General features: G+C 30.2%; 22 protein-coding genes, 1 rRNA gene and 1 pseudogene. 7 read left to right on the top strand and 17 right to left on the bottom strand.

The window, feature by feature from the left end; all coding sequences use genetic code 11:
* From OCV55_RS08570 to OCV55_RS08525, 10 genes are all read right to left on the bottom strand, one after another.
* Positions 1-1611, bottom strand: a complete 1611-nt coding sequence (locus OCV55_RS08570) for a DEAD/DEAH box helicase (RefSeq protein ID WP_147580367.1) — start codon at positions 1609-1611, stop codon at positions 1-3.
* Entirely contained in the window at positions 1611-2063 is a 453-nt protein-coding gene (locus OCV55_RS08565) for a DUF669 domain-containing protein (protein WP_147580366.1), read from the bottom strand. Before OCV55_RS08565 ends, OCV55_RS08570 begins: the two co-directional genes overlap by 1 nt.
* A 12-nt stretch (positions 2064-2075) precedes the next feature.
* The gene (locus OCV55_RS08560; protein WP_147580365.1) at positions 2076-3176 is read right to left on the bottom strand and encodes an ATP-binding protein; all 1101 of its coding nucleotides are present in this window, start codon (positions 3174-3176) and stop codon (positions 2076-2078) included.
* Positions 3176-4471 (bottom strand): AAA family ATPase, encoded by a 1296-nt coding sequence (locus tag OCV55_RS08555; RefSeq protein ID WP_147580364.1) that lies wholly within the window; start codon positions 4469-4471, stop codon positions 3176-3178. Before OCV55_RS08555 ends, OCV55_RS08560 begins: the two co-directional genes overlap by 1 nt.
* Entirely contained in the window at positions 4455-4829 is a 375-nt protein-coding gene (locus OCV55_RS08550) for a hypothetical protein (RefSeq protein WP_147580363.1), read from the bottom strand. Before OCV55_RS08550 ends, OCV55_RS08555 begins: the two co-directional genes overlap by 17 nt.
* Positions 4830-4831: 2 nt before the next feature.
* Entirely contained in the window at positions 4832-5005 is a 174-nt protein-coding gene (locus tag OCV55_RS08545; protein WP_267309886.1) for a 3D domain-containing protein, read from the bottom strand.
* A gap of 99 nt (positions 5006-5104) precedes the next feature.
* Positions 5105-5368, bottom strand: coding sequence for a hypothetical protein (locus OCV55_RS08540; RefSeq protein WP_147580362.1), 264 nt, complete (start codon positions 5366-5368; stop codon positions 5105-5107).
* A 31-nt stretch (positions 5369-5399) separates the two neighbouring features.
* Entirely contained in the window at positions 5400-5669 is a 270-nt protein-coding gene (locus OCV55_RS08535; protein ID WP_147580361.1) for a helix-turn-helix domain-containing protein, read from the bottom strand.
* Positions 5662-5853: a hypothetical protein gene (locus tag OCV55_RS08530; protein ID WP_147580360.1), complete on the bottom strand. Its 192-nt coding sequence runs from the start codon at positions 5851-5853 to the stop codon at positions 5662-5664. Before OCV55_RS08530 ends, OCV55_RS08535 begins: the two co-directional genes overlap by 8 nt.
* Positions 5854-5937: 84 nt before the next feature.
* Positions 5938-6111 (bottom strand): hypothetical protein, encoded by a 174-nt coding sequence (locus OCV55_RS08525; RefSeq protein WP_267309874.1) that lies wholly within the window; start codon positions 6109-6111, stop codon positions 5938-5940.
* A gap of 254 nt (positions 6112-6365) precedes the next feature.
* On the opposite strand from OCV55_RS08525, the gene OCV55_RS08520 reads away from it, so the two are divergent.
* Entirely contained in the window at positions 6366-6752 is a 387-nt protein-coding gene (locus OCV55_RS08520) for a hypothetical protein (RefSeq protein WP_117480977.1), read from the top strand.
* Positions 6753-6897: 145 nt separating this feature from the next.
* On the opposite strand, the gene OCV55_RS08515 is transcribed toward OCV55_RS08520, so the two are convergent.
* Entirely contained in the window at positions 6898-7104 is a 207-nt protein-coding gene (locus tag OCV55_RS08515; RefSeq protein WP_147580359.1) for a helix-turn-helix transcriptional regulator, read from the bottom strand.
* Positions 7105-7244: 140 nt separating this feature from the next.
* Here OCV55_RS08515 and OCV55_RS08510 point away from each other — a divergent pair, with 140 nt between their 5' ends.
* The 5 genes and pseudogenes from OCV55_RS08510 to OCV55_RS08490 form a co-directional block, all read left to right on the top strand.
* On the top strand, positions 7245-7706 hold the full coding sequence (locus tag OCV55_RS08510) for a helix-turn-helix domain-containing protein (protein WP_147580358.1): 462 nt from the start codon (positions 7245-7247) through the stop codon (positions 7704-7706).
* A gap of 31 nt (positions 7707-7737) precedes the next feature.
* Positions 7738-9057 carry a DUF4041 domain-containing protein gene (locus tag OCV55_RS08505; protein ID WP_147580357.1) on the top strand — a complete coding sequence of 440 codons (1320 nt, stop codon included), beginning with the start codon at positions 7738-7740 and terminating at the stop codon, positions 9055-9057.
* Between the two features lie 32 nt (positions 9058-9089).
* Positions 9090-9575: a hypothetical protein gene (locus tag OCV55_RS08500; RefSeq protein WP_147580356.1), complete on the top strand. Its 486-nt coding sequence runs from the start codon at positions 9090-9092 to the stop codon at positions 9573-9575.
* 13 nt (positions 9576-9588) lie between these two features.
* The gene (locus OCV55_RS08495; RefSeq protein ID WP_267309873.1) at positions 9589-9735 is read left to right on the top strand and encodes a hypothetical protein; all 147 of its coding nucleotides are present in this window, start codon (positions 9589-9591) and stop codon (positions 9733-9735) included.
* Positions 9736-9771: 36 nt separating this feature from the next.
* Positions 9772-10365: pseudogene (locus OCV55_RS08490) on the top strand (DUF4393 domain-containing protein); the annotation flags it as partial.
* Between the two features lie 77 nt (positions 10366-10442).
* On the opposite strand, the gene OCV55_RS08485 reads toward OCV55_RS08490, so the two are convergent.
* Entirely contained in the window at positions 10443-10583 is a 141-nt protein-coding gene (locus tag OCV55_RS08485) for a hypothetical protein (protein ID WP_267309872.1), read from the bottom strand.
* 214 nt (positions 10584-10797) lie between these two features.
* Here OCV55_RS08485 and OCV55_RS08480 point away from each other — a divergent pair, with 214 nt between their 5' ends.
* On the top strand, positions 10798-11928 hold the full coding sequence (locus OCV55_RS08480; RefSeq protein WP_147580354.1) for a tyrosine-type recombinase/integrase: 1131 nt from the start codon (positions 10798-10800) through the stop codon (positions 11926-11928).
* A gap of 127 nt (positions 11929-12055) precedes the next feature.
* On the opposite strand, the gene OCV55_RS08475 is transcribed toward OCV55_RS08480, so the two are convergent.
* The 5 genes from OCV55_RS08475 to rrf all read right to left on the bottom strand — a co-directional run bounded on the left by OCV55_RS08475 (position 12056) and on the right by rrf (position 17396).
* Positions 12056-13006, bottom strand: a complete 951-nt coding sequence (locus OCV55_RS08475; protein ID WP_032090254.1) for a 3'-5' exoribonuclease YhaM family protein — start codon at positions 13004-13006, stop codon at positions 12056-12058.
* On the bottom strand, positions 12999-14993 hold the full coding sequence (locus OCV55_RS08470) for a glycosyltransferase (protein WP_147580353.1): 1995 nt from the start codon (positions 14991-14993) through the stop codon (positions 12999-13001). The genes OCV55_RS08475 and OCV55_RS08470 overlap by 8 nt, the downstream gene beginning before the upstream one ends.
* A 9-nt stretch (positions 14994-15002) precedes the next feature.
* Complete coding sequence (locus OCV55_RS08465) at positions 15003-16115, bottom strand: lysylphosphatidylglycerol synthase transmembrane domain-containing protein (protein ID WP_147580352.1); 1113 nt, start codon at positions 16113-16115, stop codon at positions 15003-15005.
* Positions 16116-16126: 11 nt separating this feature from the next.
* Positions 16127-17131, bottom strand: a complete 1005-nt coding sequence (locus tag OCV55_RS08460) for a glycosyltransferase family 4 protein (RefSeq protein ID WP_147580351.1) — start codon at positions 17129-17131, stop codon at positions 16127-16129.
* A gap of 157 nt (positions 17132-17288) precedes the next feature.
* Positions 17289-17396, bottom strand: a 5S ribosomal RNA gene (gene rrf, locus OCV55_RS08455).
* Positions 17397-17404 lie beyond the last annotated feature (8 nt).

The following is a 17404-nucleotide window of genomic DNA, read 5'->3' as shown; positions in this document are numbered from 1 at the left end:
TTAATCTCCTTCTTTATAAGTTGCTGGATCTATTCCATTAGGAACTCTCCACCCTGAAGCAGCTATTCTATTGATTAATTTTCTAGCTGATTCAAATGACCATGTGCCTACTTGTTTAAATCCTTTATTTTCAAGAAGTCTTATTTGTTTAGGTGTTGCTAAACCTTCTTCTTGTCTTTTATGTAATCTATCAAGTAGCAATGTTGCTTTTCCTGCATTGTCTACACTATCAGGATAGATTCCATATTTTTCTAATGCTTTTATTTGTTTTTCACTTGCTGGTGCCATTTCCCAACCAAATGTAGGAACGTAACTTTGTAAGTCTTGATCCATGATGCTCATTTCAAATTGCAATGGATCAACAAGTTTTCTTTTTCTTTTTCGCATTTCAGCTAACTGTTTAGCAAGTGATTCTTCTCTTTGAGCAACGACATCACTTACAGCTTGTTCTTCAGCTTCTTCTATATCTATCGCTTCAAGTACATCTTCAGGAAGTGCTGAACTTGCCATTGTTTCTAAATTTTGTGTCATTTTCTTGGCCACTTCTTCATTTTCACAAATCAAGTTGGCTGGATGGCACAGTTCATGACGTTCCGTATGCCACAAGAAATCTAGTAGTAATAGGTGGTCCTTGCCTTTGCATAGACGAGTACCACGACCGACCATTTGTGAATAAAGACTTCTCACCTTCGTTGGTCGCAAAACGATAATGCAATCTACTGATGGACAATCCCATCCTTCAGTTAGAAGCATTGAATTACATAAGACGTTGTATTTGTCATTTTCAAAATCTTTTAATACTTCTGCACGATCTTTACTATCTCCATTGACTTCAGCAGCTTTAAATCCATTGTTGTTTAGAATATCTCTAAACTTTTGAGAAGTTTTTACTAAAGGTAGGAAAACAACTGTCTTTCTATCTTTACAATACTTTTTCATTTCTTGAGCTATCTGTTCAAGGTATGGATCTAACGCAGTCCCTATATCACTTACCTTGAAGTCACCAGACTGAACTCCGACCCCGGACAAATCCATCTTTAGCGGTAACGTAAGTGCCTTTATAGGTGTTAGATAGCCTTCTTTGATAGCTTTTGGCAATGTGTACTGATAAGCTAGACTTTCAAAGTAGCTTCCTAAATTTTTCATATCTCCTCTATCAGGTGTAGCAGTTACACCTAAAACTTTAGCTGTATCAAAATATTCTAAAACTTTTTGATAGCCACTACTTAAGCAATGATGCGCTTCATCAATAATAATCGTGTCAAAATAATCTTTAGGAAACTGTTCTAAACGTTTTTCTCTTTGCAACGTTTGAACGGAACCGACAACAATCCTGAACCAGCTTCCTATGCAAGTCTCACTTGCTTTTTCAACAGCACATTTAAGACCTGTAGATTTAGCAATCTTATCATTTGCCTGATCTAACAGCTCCCCTCTATGTGCCATAATAAGAACTCTATCCCCTAGTTTAACGCAGTCTTTAGCAACTTCCGCAAAGACTATCGTTTTTCCACATCCAGTAGGCAAAACCAAGAGAGTCTTTTGGACTCCCTTGTTCCATTCTTCAAATATCGAATCGTGTGCCTCTTTTTGGTATGGTCTTAATTCCATTAGAATTGTCCTGCACTAAAAGCTGGTTTTTGAGGTGCTTCATCTTTTGGATAGAATTTTTTGATGTCATTGTATTCATTTCCGTTATAAGTTCTTGTACCGATTTTACATCTTCCAGTTGACCCAGGAACTGATGGCCAGTTCATTCTTAATGGTTCACCTTTTTTCTTTTGGCCGATTCCTCTAAAGAAAGCACTCAATAAACCTTCCACTTTTGAATGAAGGAATAATTTATGTTTAATAATTACTTCTTGCCCATTGTAATCAATAGCAATGTCTACAGTTACTTGATTACAAGCAGGCATTTTTTCTGAACCATTAAATCTTGTTCTTTCCATTCCTTTGACTACAAAATCATAATCATTAGGTGGTAGGATGATAAACTCACCATCACTTTCAATGACTCCATCCCAATCTAATTCGTGTCCGTTATCAATTCCTCTGTTATCCATTTATATTTCCTCCTAAAATTCTCTTACATTTGTATTAATAAATTCTAAAATTTGTGGCCATGCTCCTATCAATACTCCATTGATAAAGTTTGGATCATAATTTTCAACAGGTGTATCTTCAGGATAATAGCCTTTCATGCTTACTGCTCTTCTAATTTCTTTTTCAGTAACTAAAGCTTGATTCATTAAGTCTTTCAAAGCTTTTGGTAATTTACTTTCAACTGCTTGTTGTACTACATTTGCATTTTCAGTTAGCACCGTTTCTTGAATACCACCTTGTTGCAATTCTTTTTCAACTTTGATTTCTTCGACAACCGGTTGTTGTTGAGGTGTTGTATTTGTAACAGGTGGAACAGCTACAGTTGGTGTTACATTTGTTTGATTATTGAATAAATGAGCAATTGCTGAATAATCAAGTGGCAATTCTTCAGGTAGATCATCTCTATTTTTTGCATCCCAACATGGATGATGTGTAGTGTACATAACACGTTGGCCACCTTGAGCTTTATGTTTTTTACCTTTATCATCAACTGCCACACTGAATGTTTTGTAGTTGGCAAACAAAACCATATCAGCCCACTCTTTAGTAATTGGAGCAGTTTGTGCTGTTGTCTTTTTACCTAGCTTCAACTCATAACGATCATAAGCTCCCATTTCATTAGGTTGTTCAAATTTACGAATAATTGCATGTGCTGTTAGAACAACATTGATATTGGCCACATCTACTACATCTTGGAGAAGATTTAGAAATCTTCCCCATTCTTCCGCAACATATGTATAGCCAGTACCATATCTAAATTCTTCTACTCCTGATTTACCATGTCTTGAGCAGACAGCTTCTGTACATAATCTTTCGGCCCAGTCAGCAGTATCGATAACAAGTGTTTTACAAGGACGATTGTTGATAACTGATTTAACTTCATCAATTAACATTTGCCAGCTTGTTGGTTTAGGTAATCTTCTTACATTGTATTTTTTAGTAGAACCTTCAGTATCAATAAATGCTGGATCAGGAAATTTTGATGCAAATTTTGTTTTTCCAATCCCTTCGGGTCCATAGAAAACAACTTTTTGAGCACCGTTTACTACTCCTTCAGTAATTTCAAAATTCATTAGAATTCACCTGCTTTCCATTGTGTTTTACTACTTTCTACTGCTGATTGAACATCTTCTTTAACATATCCATCTTCGATAATAACTGAACATTCATCACCAGTAGAAACTCTTGTAGCAATAGCTTGCAATCCTTCTTGTTCAAGCCATGCATTGAACTCTGTTAAAGTTTTTAGATCCATTTGTTCTAGCTTGTCTAATAAGACAAAACCGCAATCAGGATTCAATTTACGAACAATAGCAGTAGAAACTCTTAATTGGTCACTGCCACTCATACTGTCCCATTTTTTACCTTTATAAGTTAATTCATTATCATCAATACTTAATTCAGGTAGTGGTAAATCAGCATTGTTCAATAGATCATATTTTTGTTTACGAACTTCATCAATTTGAAGTGATAAATTATCATATTGAACTTTGTAACCTTTAGCTTCTTCTTCAGCTTTTTCTTTATCTAGATTAGCTCTAACTTTGCGATTGACTTCTTCAATTTCAGCCAAGTTCTTTTCTAATTCATCAGTTGATTGGTCTTGTAAATCCAATGCATCAGTCTTGGACATGCTTAAATCGTAAGTTGCCTTATTCAACTCTTCATTTTTTTTTTGAAGCATTTGTTCAAGACGAGCTACTTCATCAGTTAATGTCTTAACTTGATACTCATATTGAGTAACCTTTTCTCTTTTTCTTTGGTTCTCACCATTTTTGGCAAGAATAGCTTGTTGCTGATTAATCAATTCTTGAGGACTGATTATGTCTGCAGGAACTCCTTCATAAAACAATTGTTCTTTAGCAAATTTTGCTTTTTGGTCAGCAATACGTCCTACAGTTAATCTTTCTTGATAAAGCTCATTTTCTTTGTGATTGAATACAGCCAATTGATCTCCAACACCAATGATATTTAGCAAAACATTTGCCTTTTCTTTATTGGATTTATTCATAAATGCAGGTAAATTAAGTGCTAACTGTTCAATGAATGAATCCAATAATGTTTGGCCAGCTTTTTTACCTGATGGATCAGTAACTTTTAAGGAACTGTTCTTTCCTTTTCTTTCAACAATGATTCCATTGCTTAAAGTAACTTTTAATAAAGGCGGAATTGTTGAACCTTCCCTTACAGCATTGCTAGGTTTATTTCTATCTCCACCTAATGCCCATGCAATACTGTCAAGTACCGAAGTTTTACCTTGATTGTTATCCCCACCAATGATTGTTAGACCATTTTGTGTTGGGTCTATCTTGACGGCTTTAATTCTTTTAACATTTTCTAACTCTAATGCATTAATCTTCACTGACATCTTTACTTTCCCCTTTGTCCATTTCTTCAATTTTATTTTCAATAAGCTCTTTTAATGTATTCGTACATTTTTCGAACTCATTTGTTGCTGATTTATAAATATCCTTTACTTGTTTTTCTGAAATACCGTATGCTTCACTTAAGAAAATATTTCCGCTACTTCCTAATCCTGCATTCATTTTAAGAATAAGATCGTCATCTTCATCATAGTAAACTGTAGAAAGCAATCTGATAACGTTCAATTCAGGCTTTCCTTCAGGTTCAAAAATTAAATCCTTTCCACTGATTTTTGCTACTTCAATATCTTTTGCACCCGCATCTTTAGCAGCTTGAATAATACTTTCTAGAAACTTATCCATTTTTATTTCTCCCTCTTGATGTATATTTCTACTTGATATCTTTCTTGTTTTGGATATTCACTGAAGATATCAATTTTGTTTCCTTTGATAGCTCCTCCGCAGTCTTGAGCTAAATATTCTTTTCCATCTATCAAAACTGTTGAACCATAAGGAATGATTGAAGGATCTACCGCAATGGTTTTTCCTTCTTTGGCAATTGCACCTGTAGAAGTTAAACTTCCATAGATGTCTTCTCCTGGCCAATAATATGTTATGGTAAACTGGCCAAGTGCTTTTCATTTTTGAAGTTCTTCAACTTCTTTTTGTAGTTGGTCCTTTTCAACTGCAATACACTCGTACATTGCTTTGTACTTTGTATATTCTTGAAGCTGACATTGCATATCATTGAGTTCATCCTTGTACAACTCAATTTGTTTACTTTGTTCTTCATACTTTGCTTCTACTGATTTAGCTTGAGCATAACCAGCTCCACCAAAGATTAGACCTGCTACGCAAATTCCAAACAATGTTACTTGCGCTTTTTGACTTAATCTCACCATATTTGCAATTCCTCCTGAATTCGTTTATAATTTATGTGCTATGTTGTGTGTCCTTATAAAGGGCACTTTTTTCATTTAAAGAATTAAGTAATGCAATAATCAACTCTTCACTAGGACTTTTATTGAAATGATTCATATAATCCTCAAATGCTTTTCTAGGAATATGTACATTTCTTCTCTTCCCTGAAGCATCAACACTTCCAGGAAATGTACCTTGTTGGATAGCATTGATTATGAACTCCCTGCTTTTGTGAGTTATCTTCATTACTTCTTCAATTGAGATATTGAATTTATCATTCATGATCATCACCTCTTGTAATAACAATGTAGTATTCTTCACATTCTAGAAGTCCTTTGCCTACTGTCTTTGTAAAGAACTTTGCTTTTAGATCAGTATCTTTAAATGATGTTTGATTCATTTCATTGATAATACGTTTAGCGTACTCACTATCACCATACCAAGGAATTTTTACAGGCTTTACCATATCCTTTCACCTCCTTTCAAAGTAATGTTCTAACTAAAATAGCTAAGCAATCAGCAACAAAACAACATGCAACGATAATCGTTACTAATCCTCTTGTTGATAGTTCCATGTTTCTGCACCTCTCTTTCTGCTTTGAACTAAACGATTTGCTAATTCATACCAACTTTTTCTATACCAGTTACGTTCTCTTGCCAAATAAATACAACCTATAGCAAGTAAGAAATTAACTAGTATTGAAATTCTTAATATCCATTCCATAAATTTTCTCCCTTCTACTACTGACCACCAAGGAACCAACCTCGTGTTATTTAAAATGATTAATTTCACAATGTTAGGACCATCGTTATTATTTGATTTATATGACTTTTTTCTAATTGTTCAGGAGATGAGATTGGCTCCTGGATGATCAGTAATTTATTTAATTGTTTTCGACTTCTTTCATCTCTTTCTTTATAATTAAGTTATCAATGCTCCCCAGTATTGAAATTTAATTAGAAAGTGAGGTGAAAATAATGAAATTTAACATCCCGAAGGTTGATATTCCAAAACTTGATGTTCCAAACTTTGATAGTTTTCGCTCAACCCCATCAATAGAAATGCCAAAACTTCCTGAAATAAAACCAGCACCTATTGTTCCTAATCAAGAAAAGCAAATAAAATTAATGACTGATATGGTTAATAAACAATCAGAAATGATTAACCAGCAAACCGAATTAATTAAAAAACAAAACGAATTAATTGCTCTAATACGTGAAGAAGCAATTTCATCATCAAAGCAATCTAGATTAGCAATGTGTTTAACTCTTATTGGTCTAATTACAGGTTTTATCCAAATCATCCCCACATTAGCCTCATGGATAAAAGGATTACTGTTACTGCTAGAAACGATATCGAAATAGAATTATTTTTAATTGACTTTTCATTAGCGATAACTGTTAACTGTAACTTTGTAATATCTTTCTCAAGTTCTTGAACCCTATTTTCAAGAGCTTTTATTTTTTCTTCCATCCTATGCCTCCTTTTGATGTTTCAAATTGCAACATATTATTTAAAAAAAATATCTTCTACGGTTGAACCATATATTTTGGCAAGCTTAATTTTTACTTCATCACGCGGAATTCTTTTACCTGCTTCATAATTAGTAACTGCTGCTACTGATATTTTTGCCATTTTTGAGACTTCTTTTTGCGTAAGTCCTCTTTTTCTTCTTAGGTTTTTTAATCTTTCTCCTATTCTAGTATTCGACGGCATTTGTTTCACCTCCTCTGTTGTTTCATTTTGTGTCCGCACAATTATCATAGCATTCGTTTCATAATGTGTCAACACAAAATGAAACATTTTTGTTGTAAATGTTTCAAAACGTGTTATAATTCAAGTAGGAGGATGATACCATGAATATAATGGCAGATAGAATAAAAAGCCTTAGATTAGAAAAAGGAATTTCTCAACAAGAATTATCAGAAAATATTGGTATTGGAAGAAGTACACTTGCTAATTACGAACAAGGAAAACGAGAGCCGAATATGGAAACATTAGAATTGTTTGCTGATTTCTTTAATGTAGATATGAATTATTTGACTGGATATTCAAATATTAGAAATATTAATAAGCTGTTAGCTACATTGCATATTCCTTGTGATTATTGGCCTGATGAAGATGATGATACTAGAGTAGAAAAATTTTTATCGCTTCAAAACGCAATTGAACAAAAGAACTTTGAAAATAATTTTTCGAAAAAAGAGCAAGTTATTCGTACTATCAGAAAAGCTTCTGATAATATGACGGATGAAGATCTAGACAAAATGATTGAGCTATTGTCAGTTGCATTCAAGGAAGCATTTAACAAAAAGTAATATAAAAGATTTTGATTGGGAGGATTAACCAATGGGATTATTCAATAAAAAAGAATTGAAACGTATTGAAGAATTAGAAAAAGAAAATGCTGAATATCTTTCTAAAATTGAACAATTAGACGCAAAAGAGCTATTTGATATTCAAAATGAAATCAAAGAACTTCAACAAACTAAACTTGATGTAGAAAAAGATATTCAAGAAAAAAATGAAGAGTTATTGGATGTTAAAAGAGAGATTAATAGTGCAGTATTTGAGCTTAAAGCAAAAGAAGAAGAAATCAAGCGATTGGATTTAGATCTTGATGTAATGGACTTTGGCATTTATACACCTAAATACAATTGTATGAATTCTGAAGAATATGCCACAAAAATCAAAGAAAATAGAAACAAACAAAAAGAAATGATAAAAAATAAAACTGCTCTTAACTATTTTGACAGTTGGACTTTAGATGGAAGTTTAGCAAAAGGTCGAGCAATGAATAATGATAACATGAAAATGTATTTAAGAGCATTTAATAACGAATGTGATTCATTGATTTCAAAAGTAAAATTTAATAATTTTGATAGAATCGAAGAACGTATTAAAAAATGTGCTAAAGCCTTAGATAAGCTTAATCAAAGAACCAAAATATCTGTTTCTTATAAATATTTAAAGCTAAAAATTGATGAACTTCATCTAGTACATGAGTACAATTGTAAAAAGCAGGAAGAAAAAGAGGCTATGAGAGCTGCTAGAGAAGAAGAACGTGAACAAGCTAAGTTACAAAAAGAAATTGAAGAAGCGCGAAAATCTATTACTAAAGAAAAGAAGCATTATGAAAATGCAAAAGAAAAATTTATTCAACAATTAGAAAAATGCTCAACTAATGAAGAAAAAAATGATATCCAATTAAAAATAAATGAAATAGATGAAAAATTAGCCGAAATTAGTAAAAATCTAGAAAGCATCGATTATAGAGAAGCAAATAAACGTGCTGGTTATGTGTATGTTATTTCTAATATCGGTTCATTTGGTGAAGGAATATACAAAATCGGAATGACAAGAAGGTTAGAGCCTATGGATCGTGTGGATGAACTAGGAGACGCTTCAGTTCCATTTAAGTTTGATGTCCATGCTATGATTTTTAGCGATGACGCTCCATCACTTGAAAATGCTTTACATAAAGCTTTTGATGATAGAAAAGTAAATATGATCAATGGCCGAAAAGAATTTTTTAAAGTTTCATTAAAAGAAATTGAAGAAGTAGTTAAAGCTAATCATGAAAAATTAATAGAATTTAATGAAGTTCCTGATGCTGAACAATATAGAGAAACTTGTAAAATAAAGGAATCATTATCAAAGAAATGCTAATTCTACACCGATTTTACAAAGGAGGAATACGAATGAAAAAACAAGATAACAAGAAAAAAACATTTTCAGACTATGTCTCACTTGGAGCTGTATTTACTTCTGTAATATATGTAATATGGGCGATCATAATTTTAGTTACTGTATGGACCTCAAAAAAAGAATTTAATTCTTCACAAGTATCATTAGCTATATCGCTTTTATCGTTAGCATTTTCATTTATTGTATATGTGATAAATTATAATGATCAAAAAGCTGCAAAAGAGCAAAATCAACAAATCACAGACCATATAAATAACTGTAAAAGAAGTTTATTTACAGATATAAAAACGATTTTAAAAGAAAAAGAAAGTACTGATGATTTAAAACGTCAAATATCTTATTTAAAGAAAGAAAACGATGCATTACGTACAAAACTAGAAGAAAAAAATAGAGCCTACGACAAGTTAGTTGATAAAATACTAGACAGCCAAAAAGAAGTTTGTGTATTAAGCAAGATAGCAAAGAAAATCAAGAAGTAAGGAGATGTATAAAATGTCAACATTAGAAGAACAAGCAATAAAAACAGTAGGTAAAACAGGTGAAGGTGTTTTAAATAAATTATTAGGTCCTTCCGCTGAATTTCTTGGAAAAGGTCTAGCAAATTATTTAAAAGTCAAATTATCAAATTCACCGTATTGAGGTGAAGAAACAAAAAAAGAACAAGAAGATAATGTAAAAGATACAATGAACATCTTTCTTGAAAATTTCAATAAAATTGATGACAAAGACAAAAAAGATTTATCTGTAAATATTGTTGCTCCTGTCATCGATAGTTTATTTACATATTTTGAAGAACCAAACTACAAAGAAATGTTTGGAAAACTTTTAGCCTCATCTTTTGACAAAAATAAAGAACATCAAATTCACCCTTCTTTTGTTTCAATAATTCAGCAATTAAATTCATTAGATGCTGAAATACTTGTGATGATAAAAAGTGCTAATACTTTACCTTATGCAAAGTTTTTTGAGGTTCATGAAGATAATTCAACATTGTCTCCATTTGTACCTGATATGTTTGCATTACCAGGAAATGAAAATTATTCTAATTTTGATGTAATAGCGTCTATCGATAATTTAGAACGGCTCAAGCTAATTACAGTAAGAAAAGACATTGTCTGCTTTGATGAAGCATATGAGTCATTTAGACAAAGGGACAATTATAAGACGTTCGAGGAAATATCAAAAAAAGAAAAGGGTCATTTAAGAATGGATAAATATCGTGTTGAACTTACTCAACTGGGTTCAAATTTTGTTAGTGTTTGTTGTTGATTTCATCTAATCCATATTTAATAACCAAATTAAAAAAATTTACAAAAAGCATAGTCGTCAATATTGATATTATAGAGCTAATTAAAATAATCTTGATCATCTTCTTTAGCTCCTTTCAATTTTTCTTTAAAAAGTTTTATTGAATAGTAAAAACCACAAATTAAATTAATGACTATAGAAATAATAAACACTAAAAAATATATATTCATCTCACTCATACTTATACCACCTTTCTTTGATATAAGTATAACTAATATTTGATATTAATTCAATTTACAAATAAAAAACTCCCCTGCTACCAACAGGAGAGTAAAAATAAGGTACTACCAATACCTTAAATAAAAAGAAACTCGCTAAAGTCCTTTTACGTACTCAATTTTACCATATAGAGCACGTTCAAGGCAAATATAATTGAAAGGACGTGTTTTTATTATGGCTAGAAAAACAACATATAAGCGTAGACCGAATAATTCAGGAACAGTAGTTAAATTATCAGGAAAGAGAAGAAAGCCCTACTGTGCAAGAATTTTAAGCAATGATAGAGATTTGATTACTGGTAGAAAGAAACAAGTAACCATTGGTACCTTTGAAACTGAACTAGAAGCTTTAAATGCTCTATCTCTTTATCATATGACTTCTAATAGAGAAATAACAAAAAATGAAGCTAAAGAGTTGAATAATGACTTATACAACAAAATACAAGCTAAAAGAGATAACATACCAACATTTAAAGGAATCTTTGATATTTTAAATGAAGAAGAGTTTTCATTGTTATCAAAATCATCGAAAGCTGGATATAATTCATGGATCAAACATTTCAAACAAATATATGATAGAAAAATCAATGACATTGACTTACAAGATTTACAGTTTATTTTTGATAATGATAAATGTGGTTCAGGAACAAAAAATCATATGAAGGTACTTTGTATTAAAATTTTCAAATACGCAGTTATTCATCAATATATTAATCGTGATGATGATTATACAGAATTTATTAATTGTGGCAAGAATGAAGAAAGTAAAAAGCATTATGCCTTCTCATATGATGAAATTAAGTGTTTGAGGGAAGAAAACACCGACATAGCTAAAATTATACTTATTTATATTTTTAGTGGACTACGAGCAAATGAATTGCTTAATATCGATAGAAAAGACATTCATATTGATGAAGTTTGTAATGATGATGGTGTTGAAAGAAAAGTATCGTATTTCTTTACTGGTTTAAAAACAGATGCAGGAAGAAACAGAGTTATTCCAATCCATGATTTTATCAAACCTTTTGTAATTGAATTGCTGCTAAAGAAAAGAAAAAGAATTATTGATAATACATATAGTGTTTTTAAAGATGCTAGTTTCAATCCATATATGAAAGAATTAAACATGAATCATACCATGCATGATACAAGAGTTACATTTACTACTTTGTGTCAATTAAATAACGTTGATGTTTTTAGTAGAAAAAGAATTCTTGGACATAAAATGAAAGATATTACTTTTGATACTTACACTGATACGATCATCAATAAATTATTCGTAGAAATAAATAAAATCAAGGTGTGATTTTTGTTACTAATTTGTTACTAATTAGGTACATTTAGTAACATTTAATCGCTCAAAACCCTTGATTTTACGTCATTTTCTATTCTATTTTTTTCAAATTTTGAAAAAATATAAAAAGTAGCATTTGCTACTTTTCATACATCTTTGGTTTATATAACGCTCTATTTTCTAATGAGAATACACGTTTTGTAAATTTTCCATATTCAACGGTTTCTAAAGCTTTATCCATCATCGCCATACGAGCATCTATATTATCAATTAAATATAAAATTTCTGCTTCTTTGATTTGCGGAAGAACAGGTGAACCATATTCATTTTTTCCATGATGTGCTAAAATCATATGTTGTAATAAAGTTACTTCTTCTCCTTCAATATGAAGTTTATTAGCAGTTTCTTTAATCATCGCATTTGAAATAGAAATATGACCTAATAATTTTCCTTCTAACGTATATTCTGGAACAACAGGACCACTTAATTCAATTGTTTTTCCTAAATCATGTAATGTGATTCCAGAATATAATAGATCTTTATTAAGCGTCGGATATAAAGTGCAAAATGATTCTGCAACTTTTAACATTCCATACGTATGATAAGCCAATCCTGAAACATATTCATGATGATTTTTGCTAGCTGCTGGATAATAAGATAATTTTTCAATATTTTCTTCAAATAATGTTTTTACTAATTGATGTAATTTTAAATTATCTATTTGATCAATAAACTTTTTAATTTCATTGATCATAAATTGACTATCCAATGGTGCTTGTTTTAAAAATTTAATACGTTCTTTATCATCTTGTGACGCTAAATGAATCTTTACAATCTTCATTTGTCTATCTTCATTATATTTTATAACATCACCTTTTATTTGAACAACTGAACCTTTTACTAAAGTTTGTACTTGTTCTTCACTAGCATTCCATAACTTAGCATCAATAGATCCTGTATCATCTTGTAATGTCATAGATAAATACGTTGAGCGATGTGCTCCATTGGTTTTTCCTGATACAACATGATTAATTAATGCTTCAATTAAAACACCATCATCACCAGGTTTTAAACTTGCTATTTTATTCATCATTATTCTCCTTAACTTCTAGAATATTCTTAATATCTTCGTAATTATATCCTTTTTTTAACAATGTATCAATTATTTTGTTTCTTAAATCTTTTCCTTCTAATTTTTTTTCATAGCGATGAGATGCTTTTAAATAGTCTTTTTCTAAAGCTAATTTTTCTTTCTCTAAATCATATTCAAAATCATACTCTGCCATTGCTTTATCAATAACATCATTCGTAAATCCTTTTAAAAATAATTTTTCTTTAATTTTTCTTTGAATGTTACGATAAGAAATCGTGCTGTTTCTTTGGTAATAATTATTGATTAAAAGCATCGCTGCTTGATATTCTTCATCATCATCAAGTTCTTCTAAACATGTATCTATTATCTCAGTATCAACACCATAATTTCTTAAATTATAAATTGCTTTGTTATGTCCTATTCCCAAACGTGTACATCTTTTAAAATAATTCATTGCGTACATTTTATCATTAATTAAATTTTTTTCTGATAAAAGTTGAATAGTAGTATCAAGTTGAGCATCATCATAATCTCCAGAATCCATTAATTTCTTTCTCATTTGTTGTTCAGTATAATCTTTAATAGATAAATACTTCAAGGCTTTGTTATATGCCCTACTGATTTGTTCGTGATCTTTAAGTGTATTAAACTGATTTCTATCAATTGTTTTCCCTCGATACAGTTCATATTGATCTATTACTTTATCTGATAATTCTAATGTTACAGCACTTTCATTTTCATCATAAGTAAATGAAACCTCATTTTTATTATTCTTTATGGGAAATATCGAAACAACTGTATAAGTGTATTCTTTAATAAGAATGGCTTGCTTATAAACTTCTAATACTTTCTTAGCAAATGTTTCTCCACTATACTCATTTGCTTTTTTTAATGCATTTTCTTTTAAAACATCTAAATCCATTTCCATAGCATTTAATATAAGTTTTGGCAATTCATCTTCATTTTTAAAGAAAAAACCATTTTTTCCATCATCAATAACATCTACAAGTTGATCATCATAACGAGCAATAACAGAAATAGAAGATGCCATTGCTTCAATATAAGTCAATCCCTGTGTTTCAGATAAAGATGCTGAAATAAACATATTAGAAATATGGTAATGAGCTGGAACCATTTCACCACTTTGAGGCCCTGTAAAAATAACATATGGTTCAATATGATCATTTTTTACATATTCTTTTAACTCTTCTAATTGTGGTCCACCCCCAACAATTAAAAAACGAATATTATCATTAATAGCGACAACTTTTTTTAAAGCATCTATGATAACCGTAATGCTTTTTTCAGGAGCAATTCTTCCCAAAAATGTAAGAACAAAATGATTTTGTAAATGATATTTTTCTATTAAACTTTGACATAATTCGTTGTTTTTATTATTAACTGAAAAACGTTCAAGTTCTAATCCCGTAGGAATCGTATAAATATTTTTTTGTTTTAAACCATAATGGATTAAAGCATCTTTTGTTTTATTTGAAGGAACAATTAATCCTTGGCAACTATTTCCATAAAATTTACTAATTTTTGTAATTACTTTTTTGACTACAGTATCTACTGTTTCAGAATTGATTGGATTAATATAATGTGAATAATCTGTCCACATAGTATGATACGTATAAACAACAGGAATATCTAAATATTCTGCAGCAATTCTTCCAAAAATACCAATACCAAATTCTGTTTGAACATGAATGACCTCTGGATTAAATCTTTTAATTTCTTTCATACCCTTAAAAGAAAAAATATTACATGCCCTGTAGCCATAAAGAGCTTGTATTTCTAATCCTGGCACTCTTAAAACTTGATCATCTAGGCTTTCATCATAAGTTGTATCACTTGGAAGTTCACTTGTTACAACTAAAACGTCATGTCCTAAATCTACAAGTTTATTTCGTAAAATATTTGTTGATGTAGCAACACCATTAATATCAGGTATGTATGTATCTGAAAAAAGTGCTATTTTCATAAAGACCTCCTATTTTTTAAAATCATCAAATTCAATTTCTTCTATATCTTCTATAACGATTATTTGATCATTTTCTGTAATTTCTTTTTTATCATTTTTTGTTGCAAAATTAAGTTCTCTACTAAATGACATTGTAAGACCTCCAAGAATAAGACCAGCATAATAAGTAGCAAATCTCCAAACAAGTAAAGTTGCTGATGTCGCTCCTTTTAAAAAGTAACGAAGTAAAATATAAAACGAACCTTCACTACCCCCACTTGCTCCTGGTAATGGTACAAAATCTGAAATCAAATAAACAAAAGCAGTAATTCCAATTAAATCAAAGAAATGTCTCCAAGAAAGAGGAACATTCATTGCAAGAGAACAAAAAAATGGAATACTATAAAGAATTGTCAATTTTAATACATTTAATCCTATTGATTTAAGTAATATTGGTTTGTTTTTTTGTAATAAATTAAGTTCGATTCTAAAGTTTTCTAATTTTCTTTCAATTTGAGAACTTACCTCTTCATAGCTTTTCACTATATGTAATTTTGCTAATACTTTAACAACATTATTACTTAAAAAATTTTGAAGTTTTTCAGACTTAGCTCCTAAAAATAAACTAGAAATAACCACTAAATTAATAATAAATCCAATAAATGCTAGTGAAAAAAAACCAGAATACAATTTACTAAAATAAACAAATTTTAAAAGCATAATGATAGATGTATACACAACCAATACACTTTGATAGACAATAAAAATCATTAATAAAATACTAGACGAATAAGTTGCTTTGATTCCTTGTTTATTAAAAGCATATACTTGATAAAATTGTCCACCAGAGGCCATTGGCGTGATTCCATTAAAGAAAATACCGGCCATTGCATTTACGATTCCTTGTTTTAAGGTATAATCTTTTTTATATACTTTAGCAAAAAGTGTCAAATTCATTGCATTGATTAAATAAAAAATACACATTAAAATAGCAACAACCAATAGCCACCCTAAATGACAATGTTTTAACGATTTAATCGTTCCTTCTAATTGATTACCAATTGAAAAATAAATTGATAATCCACCAACTATTAGAATAATAGCTACATTTAGTATGTATTTTTTTATATTTTTTTTATCCATAATATTATCCTCTAAAGAGATTCAACTTTTTCATATACCTCTTTTAATTGTTTTCCTATTAGTAATAAATCTCTTTCTTTAGCAACTTTATAACCTTCTTCTACTGTCGAAGGTAATTCGTGATTAATAATTTTATTAATATAATCAATAAAGTCTTGATTTGCTTTCCCCTTATAACAATTAACTTGGTCTTGCATCCATGGATCAAAAGCAGGAATATCCCTTAATAATATTTGTGTTTTGCAAGCTAAAGCTTCTAAAACAACAATTCCTTCTGTTTCTTCACGTGATGGAAAGAAAAAAACATCTGCTCTACCATAAGCACCTTTAATAATATCTCCACTAACATATCCTGGTAATATTAAATTTTTTGGTAATTCTTTGAGTAATTTTTTTATCTTAGATGTTGGATTGGATAATCTAACATCTCCAAACCACATAAATTTTACATGAGGCATTTCTCTTGCAACTTCTACAAAAGTATCAAATCCTTTTCTTTCAAAAAGCCATCCTACAGATATAACAAGTTTATCCTCTTCAGAAATATGAAACTGTTGCGTAAACTCATTAATTTGTTTAGATGTTGGATTAAACTGTGCAACATCTACACCATTAGAAATCGCATATATTTCCTTATTTAAATCATATGACTCTAATAAGCTTTTAGAATATGGCGTTGGTGTAATAATAACATCAGCTGAATTATAAAGATACACAAGCCATTTTTTATAAAGACCAGCAAAGGTATTAGAAAACATAAAAGAATTTTTAAAATCTTCTTCTGTACTATGTGCATGATAAATGATCTTCTTATTATTTTCTCTTGCCTGTTTAATCATTGAAATACTATCAGGATAGATTGTATTAATATGTAAAATATCATAATCCAAATCATTTTTATCAGTCGTAAATTCAATATTATTTAATGTTAAAGCTTTCTTTTGGTGGTAAAACGCACGACCTATTCCAGACTTCTTAATAGCCTTTTCCATTCCAAAATATAATTTAATTTTCATATAAAACATCACCCAATCTATTATAACATATTTTTATTTTTGAAACTATATAATCAAGAATTTTACCCTATTAGCTAGCCACAAAAAACAATAAAATAATAGCATTCAAATTTGAACTTATTATTAATAGTATGTAAAAACATAAAAAAAAAGAAGGAACTGGCAACGAGCTATTTTCGCACAATGTACTATCTTCGCCGCGATGATGCTTAACTTCTGTGTTCGGAATGGGTACAGGTGTGTCCATCATGCTATCATTACCAGATTCTTCTT

Origin of the sequence: [Clostridium] ammoniilyticum (assembly GCF_025566905.1) — a bacterium.
Taxonomy (GTDB): domain Bacteria; phylum Bacillota_I; class Bacilli_A; order Erysipelotrichales; family Coprobacillaceae; genus Faecalibacillus; species Faecalibacillus intestinalis.
Note: the sequence above shows the minus strand (reverse complement) of the source record. Positions and strands in the feature narration are given on the sequence as shown.